The 5,389-nt window shown below is 74.8% G+C and carries 7 protein-coding genes; 1 reads left to right on the top strand and 6 read right to left on the bottom strand.

Going from position 1 to position 5,389, the window contains the following annotated elements; genetic code table 11:
- Positions 1-1,038: ABC transporter ATP-binding protein (locus I4I78_RS29700; protein WP_218614821.1), on the top strand; the 1,038-nt coding region annotated here is incomplete at its 5' end.
- Between the two features lie 48 nt (positions 1,039-1,086).
- On the opposite strand, the gene I4I78_RS29695 is transcribed toward I4I78_RS29700, so the two are convergent.
- The 6 genes from I4I78_RS29695 to I4I78_RS29670 form a co-directional block, all read right to left on the bottom strand.
- Positions 1,087-1,596, bottom strand: a complete 510-nt coding sequence (locus I4I78_RS29695) for a gamma carbonic anhydrase family protein (RefSeq protein WP_226380677.1) — start codon at positions 1,594-1,596, stop codon at positions 1,087-1,089.
- Positions 1,597-1,613: 17 nt separating this feature from the next.
- Complete coding sequence (locus I4I78_RS29690) at positions 1,614-2,570, bottom strand: D-2-hydroxyacid dehydrogenase family protein (RefSeq protein ID WP_218614819.1); 957 nt, start codon at positions 2,568-2,570, stop codon at positions 1,614-1,616.
- Between the two features lie 51 nt (positions 2,571-2,621).
- Positions 2,622-3,134 carry an O-acetyl-ADP-ribose deacetylase gene (locus tag I4I78_RS29685; RefSeq protein WP_218614818.1) on the bottom strand — a complete coding sequence of 171 codons (513 nt, stop codon included), beginning with the start codon at positions 3,132-3,134 and terminating at the stop codon, positions 2,622-2,624.
- Complete coding sequence (locus tag I4I78_RS29680) at positions 3,131-3,901, bottom strand: 5-formyltetrahydrofolate cyclo-ligase (RefSeq protein WP_218614817.1); 771 nt, start codon at positions 3,899-3,901, stop codon at positions 3,131-3,133. Before I4I78_RS29680 ends, I4I78_RS29685 begins: the two co-directional genes overlap by 4 nt.
- 137 nt (positions 3,902-4,038) lie before the next feature.
- A complete protein-coding gene (locus tag I4I78_RS29675) occupies positions 4,039-4,545 on the bottom strand; it encodes an NUDIX domain-containing protein (protein ID WP_374225942.1) in 507 nt (168 codons plus the stop codon).
- Positions 4,546-4,642: 97 nt separating this feature from the next.
- A partial coding sequence (locus I4I78_RS29670) for an ATP-binding domain-containing protein (RefSeq protein ID WP_218614815.1) occupies positions 4,643-5,389 on the bottom strand: 747 nt, incomplete at its 5' end.

Here is a 5,389-nt window from a genome sequence, read left to right as displayed (position 1 = left end):
TACCCCGGCGCGTCGCGCCCGGCCGTCGACCGGCTCGACCTCGACATCGCCGACGGCGAGTTCCTGGTGCTCGTCGGCCCGTCCGGCTGCGGGAAGACGACATCGCTGCGGATGCTCGCGGGGCTGGAGGAGGTCAGCGACGGGCACATCCGGATCGGTGACCGCGAGATCACCGACGTGCGCCCCAAGGACCGCGACATCGCGATGGTGTTCCAGAACTACGCCCTCTACCCGCACATGAGCGTCGCGGACAACATGGGTTTCGCGCTGAAGATCGCCGGGACGGACCGGGCGGAGATCCGCAGGCGGGTGCAGGACGCGGCCCGCATCCTCGACCTCGAGGAGTTCCTGGACCGCAAGCCCCGGGCGCTGTCCGGCGGGCAGCGCCAGCGGGTCGCGATGGGCCGCGCCATCGTCCGCCAGCCCCAGGTCTTCCTGATGGACGAGCCGCTGTCGAACCTCGACGCGAAGCTGCGGGTGCAGACCCGCACCCAGATCGCCTCGCTACAGCGCCGGCTCGAGGTGACCACGGTCTACGTGACCCACGACCAGGTCGAGGCGATGACGATGGGCGACCGGGTCGCGGTGCTGCGCGACGGCGTGCTGCAGCAGTGCGCGGAGCCCCGCGAGCTCTACGACCGGCCGGTGAACGCGTTCGTCGCCGGGTTCATCGGCTCGCCCGCGATGAACCTGCTCTCCCTCGAGATCGTCGACGGCGGGGTGCGCTTCGGTGACACGGTGTCCCCGGTGCCGCGCGCGGCGCTCGGCGGCGTGGACGAGGGCCGGGTGCTGCTCGGGGTCCGGCCGGAGGACCTGCGGGTGGCCGAGCACGGGATCGCCGTGCAGGTCGAGATCGTCGAGGAGCTCGGGGCCGACGCCTACGTCTACGGCCGCACGACCGTCGAGGGAGCCGAGCACGACGTCGTCGCCCGGGTCGACGGCCGGCGCCCGCCGGTGCGCGGGGCGACCGTGCACCTCGCGCCGGACCCCGAGCGGACGCACCTGTTCGCGCCGGGCGACGGCCGACGTCTCAACTGAGGCGAACGGTCGCCCGGCCGGGGCCGCGGCTCGACGGAGGTGGGGTGCTCAGCCGGTCGCGTCGCGGTACTGGCCGGCCAGGTGCCGGTAGGCGGCGCCGTTGAGCAGGATCGAGTCGCGCTCCTGCTCGCCGAGCTCGCGGCGGACCTTCGCCGGGACCCCGGCCACCAGCGAGCCGGGCGGGATATCGGCGCCCTGGGTGATCACCGCTCCGGCGGCGACCAGCGACCCGGCGCCGACCGTCGCGCCGTTGAGCACGACCGCGCCCATCCCGATCAGCACGTCGTCGCCGATCGTGGCGCCGTGGACGACGGCCCGGTGACCGACGCTGACGCCCGCGCCGATCGTGCACGGGAAGCCGGGGTCGGCGTGCACGACGCTGCCGTCCTGGACGTTGCTGCGCGGGCCGACGCGGATGGCGTCGAAGTCACCGCGCAGCACGCACCCGAACCAGATGCTGGCCTCGTCGTCGATCGTGACGTCGCCGGCCAGGACGGCGCCGGGCGCCACCCAGGCACCGGGGTGGACGGTCGGCACGTGCCCGTTGATCTCGATCATCGACACATTCTGGGCCATCAGCTCGGACCCAGCTCCCGGACCGGGGCACCGGCCCGGAACGCGGCGACGTCGGCGGCGACGTCGGCGTGGTACTCGCGGTAGGACGACCACGACACGTAGCCGGTGTGCGGGGCCAGCACGGTGCGCGGGGCCGTACGCAACGGGTGGTCCGGCGGCAGCGGCTCGGTGTCGAACACGTCGAGCGCCGCGCCCCCGATCCGGCCGGCGTACAGGGCGTCGACGAGCGCGGCCTCGTCCACGATCGGCCCGCGCGAGGTGTTGACCAGCAACGCACCCGGCTTCATCAGCGCGAACTCGGCCGCGCCGATCGTGGCGACGGACCGCTGCGACAGGACCAGGTGCACGCTGAACACGTCGGCACCGGCGAAGAACGCGTCGCGGCCCGGGGCCTCGACACCGACCTCGGCGGCCCGCTCGGCGGTCAGGTTCTGACTCCACGCGGTGACGTGCATGCCCAGCGCGCGGGCCACCGGCACCATCGCCGCGCCCAGGTTGCCGAGCCCGACCAGCCCGAGCGTGGACCCGGCCAGCACGGTGCCCAGCCCACGCTGCCAGCCGCCGGCGCGGATCGCCGCGTCCTGGGCCGGCAGGTTGCGGGCCAGCGCCAGCAGCAGCGCCCAGGTGTGCTCGGTGGTCGAGGCCCGCCCGGCACCACCGCCGGTACCGCACACGGTGACCCCGCGGGCGCGGGCCGCGGCGACGTCGATCGAGGCGTTGCGCATCCCGGTCGTGATCAGCAACCTCAGGTCCGGCAGGCCGTCGAGGAGCTGCGCGGTGATCGGGGTGCGCTCGCGCATGCAGACGACGGCGTCGAAGCCCCGCAGGCGGGCCGTCAGCCGGGCCGGGTCGGCGACGTGGTCGGCGAAGGAGACGGCCTCGACGTCGGCGGGCAGGTCGGACAGCGACAGGGCGACGTCCTGGTAGTCGTCGAGGAACGCGACACGGAAGGGCACGACGGTGATCGTGCCGTACCCGGAGCCTCCGTGTCCGGTGCGGGCCGGGACTCAGCGCGCGGCGGCGGCCTCGAACGCGGTCAGCGCGTCCAGGCTGAACAGGACGAACCGGACCTGCTCGACGCGGGTCTCGGACTCCCGCACGGCCGCCACGGCGATATGCGCGGCATCGGGCATCGGCCAGCCGTAGATCCCGGCGGACACCGCGGGGAACGCGACCGAGCGCGCGCCCAGCTCGTCGGCCACCGCCAGCGACGTGGTGTAGGCCGAGGCCAGCAGCGCGGAGCGGTCCTCGCGCTTCGCGTACACCGGGCCGACGGTGTGGATCACCCAGCGCGCCTGGAGGTTCCCGGCGGTGGTCGCCACGGCCTGCCCGGTCGGGAGCCCGTCGGGGTAGCGCTCCTTCCGGATACGGCGGCACTCGGCGAGGATCTCCGGGCCTCCGCCGCGGTGGATCGCGCCGTCCACCCCGCCGCCGCCGAGCAGCGACGAGTTGGCCGCGTTCACCACGGCGTCGACGTCGGCCTCGGTGATGTCGCCGCGCACGGTGACGATCCGTGTCATGTGTTCGCCTCCTGCAACGCCGCCAGCAAGGGGATCGCCGCGATCTTGGCCGCGGTGAGCGACTCCCACACGATCCCACCCGACGGGCGGGTCCGCCGGTGCTCCCGGCAGTCGACGACCCGGTCCGGGGTGACGATCAGGTCCACCGGGGCGTCGTGCCCGGCCACCGGGATCTCCCCGGCCCCGCGCACCTGCAGCTCGTGGACCGTGGTGACGACGAGCGTGTCGTCGGCGATCAGGCCGGCCTCACGGGCCAGCGCGAACTCCAGGTCGGCGAAACCGCCGCCCTTGCCGAGCCGGGCCCCGTCGGTGCCGACGGCGACGCAGCCGGTCACGACCAGCCCGACCGGCTCCAGGTCGGCGACCGCGACCCGGCGCGCGGACCGGGTCGCGTTCTTGATCGAGACGGCGCGGGCGGGTGGGTCGGCGAGGTCGTCCGGGTCGAGCAGGAAGAACGGGTCCGGCTCGGCGAGCTTCGGCACGGCCATGTAGACGGTCTTGCCGTCCTCGAGTGCGTAGCGGCGGACCGGGAGCTGGGCGGAGTCCGGGTTCGACTTCACCGTGCGGGCGCCGATCCAGGCGTCGGTCCCGCGCAGCCGCCGCGCCGCGGCCTCGGCGCCGACGAAGTTCGAGATGTGGTTGCGGGCGCCGGGGAACCGGGCCGCCTTCGCCTCGGTCAGGGCCGTCCAGGTCTCGTCGCGGAGCTCGGCCTTGCGGGTGAGGACGTCCGGGTCGCCACCGGCGTCGTGGTCGTGGCGGCGGGGCACGGCGTCACTCCGGCTCTGTCTGGTTCGGGGCCGGCCGGACCGCACCGTTGCGGACCCGGACCGGCATCACGGACGGTAGCGCGCGCCGTGGCCCCCGACCGAACCGCCTCACCGGCGAGGCCCTGTCGCGCACCCGATCAGGGTGATCGGAGGTCGAGCAGCTCGGCCAGTCGGTCGAGCAGTGGCAGCTGCCCGCGCACGATCTTGTCGCGGGCCGTGGCCAGGTCGAACCACTCGGCCCGGTCGATCTCCGGGAAGCGCAGCGTTCGCCCGGACCCGCGCGGCCACTCGATCTCCACCCAGGTGCCGTCGTCGGGGCGGTCGGCGACGGCCCCGGCACCGGTGAACCCGCTGCCGTCGAGTGCGAACGCGGTGACGGTCTTGCGCCTCCCGGACTGGGTGACGGTGCCGAGCTCGCGCGGCTCGCCGCCCGGCGGCGCCGCGCCGATCTCCTCGGCGAACTCGCGCCGGGCCGCGTCGAGGGCGTCCTCGTCCGGGCCGTGCTCGCCCTTGGGCAGCGACCAGGCCGCGGCGTCCTTGCGCGCCCAGAACGGCCCGCCCATGTGGCCGAGCAGCACCTCGACGCCGTCCCCGTCGCGCCCATCGGCCCGCCGGCGGTAGAGCAGCAGGCCGGCACTGGTCACGGGTGGCACGGGCGCTCCTCACGATCGGCGACGGCGACCCGGTCGGCCGCCGCCGGCGAGCGTAGCCGCGGGCCGGCGCAGCGCGGCGGCGTGCGGGTCACCGGGGACCGCCGAGCCGGTCCTTCAGACCGGACGCGCGCCCGACCGGGCGTCCGACGGCGGCCCGCACGGCGTCCTCGGTCCCGACCACCCGCACGGCCCGCTCGGCGCGGGTGACCGCGGTGTAGAGCAGCTCCTGGGTCATCAGCGGGGAGTCCGCCGGGGGCAGCACGACGGTGACCTTCTGGAACTGGCTGCCCTGGCTGCGGTGCACGGTCATCGCGTGCACCGTGGTGACCGCGCCGAGGCGGGTCGGGACGAACTCGGTCGCGACGTTGTCGCGCAGGAACACCGCCCGCGGCCCGGCCGCGGTGTGCACGACGACGCCGGTGTCGCCGTTGAACAGCGACAGGTCGTAGTCGTTCACGGTGACCATCAGCGGGCGGCCCGGGTACCAGGGCGCCCCGTCGTCGTAGCCCTCCACTGCCGTGCGCAGCCAGGTCTCGATCTCGGCCGACCAGCGCGACACCCCGTAGGGGCCGCGCCGGTGCGCGCACAGCACCCGGTGCCGGTCGAGCTGTCGCAGCGCCTGCCCGGAGTTCCCGTCCCGTGCCGCGCCGACCAGGTCCCGGCCGGCGGACACGACGTCGGCGCGCAGCCCGTCCAGGCCGGCCGGGTCGGCGGTGGCGACGTCGGTCTCGACGAAGAACAGGTCCGGCGCCCCGGACCGCAGCAGCCGCAGCGCCGTGTCGGCGTCGCCTGCCTGCACGGCGGCGGCGAACTCGGCGATCACACCGGTGAAGCG

The organism is Pseudonocardia sp. KRD291 (assembly GCF_019263595.1).
Classification (GTDB): Bacteria; Actinomycetota; Actinomycetes; order Mycobacteriales; family Pseudonocardiaceae; genus Pseudonocardia.
This window is presented reverse-complemented; position numbering and strand designations above follow the sequence as displayed.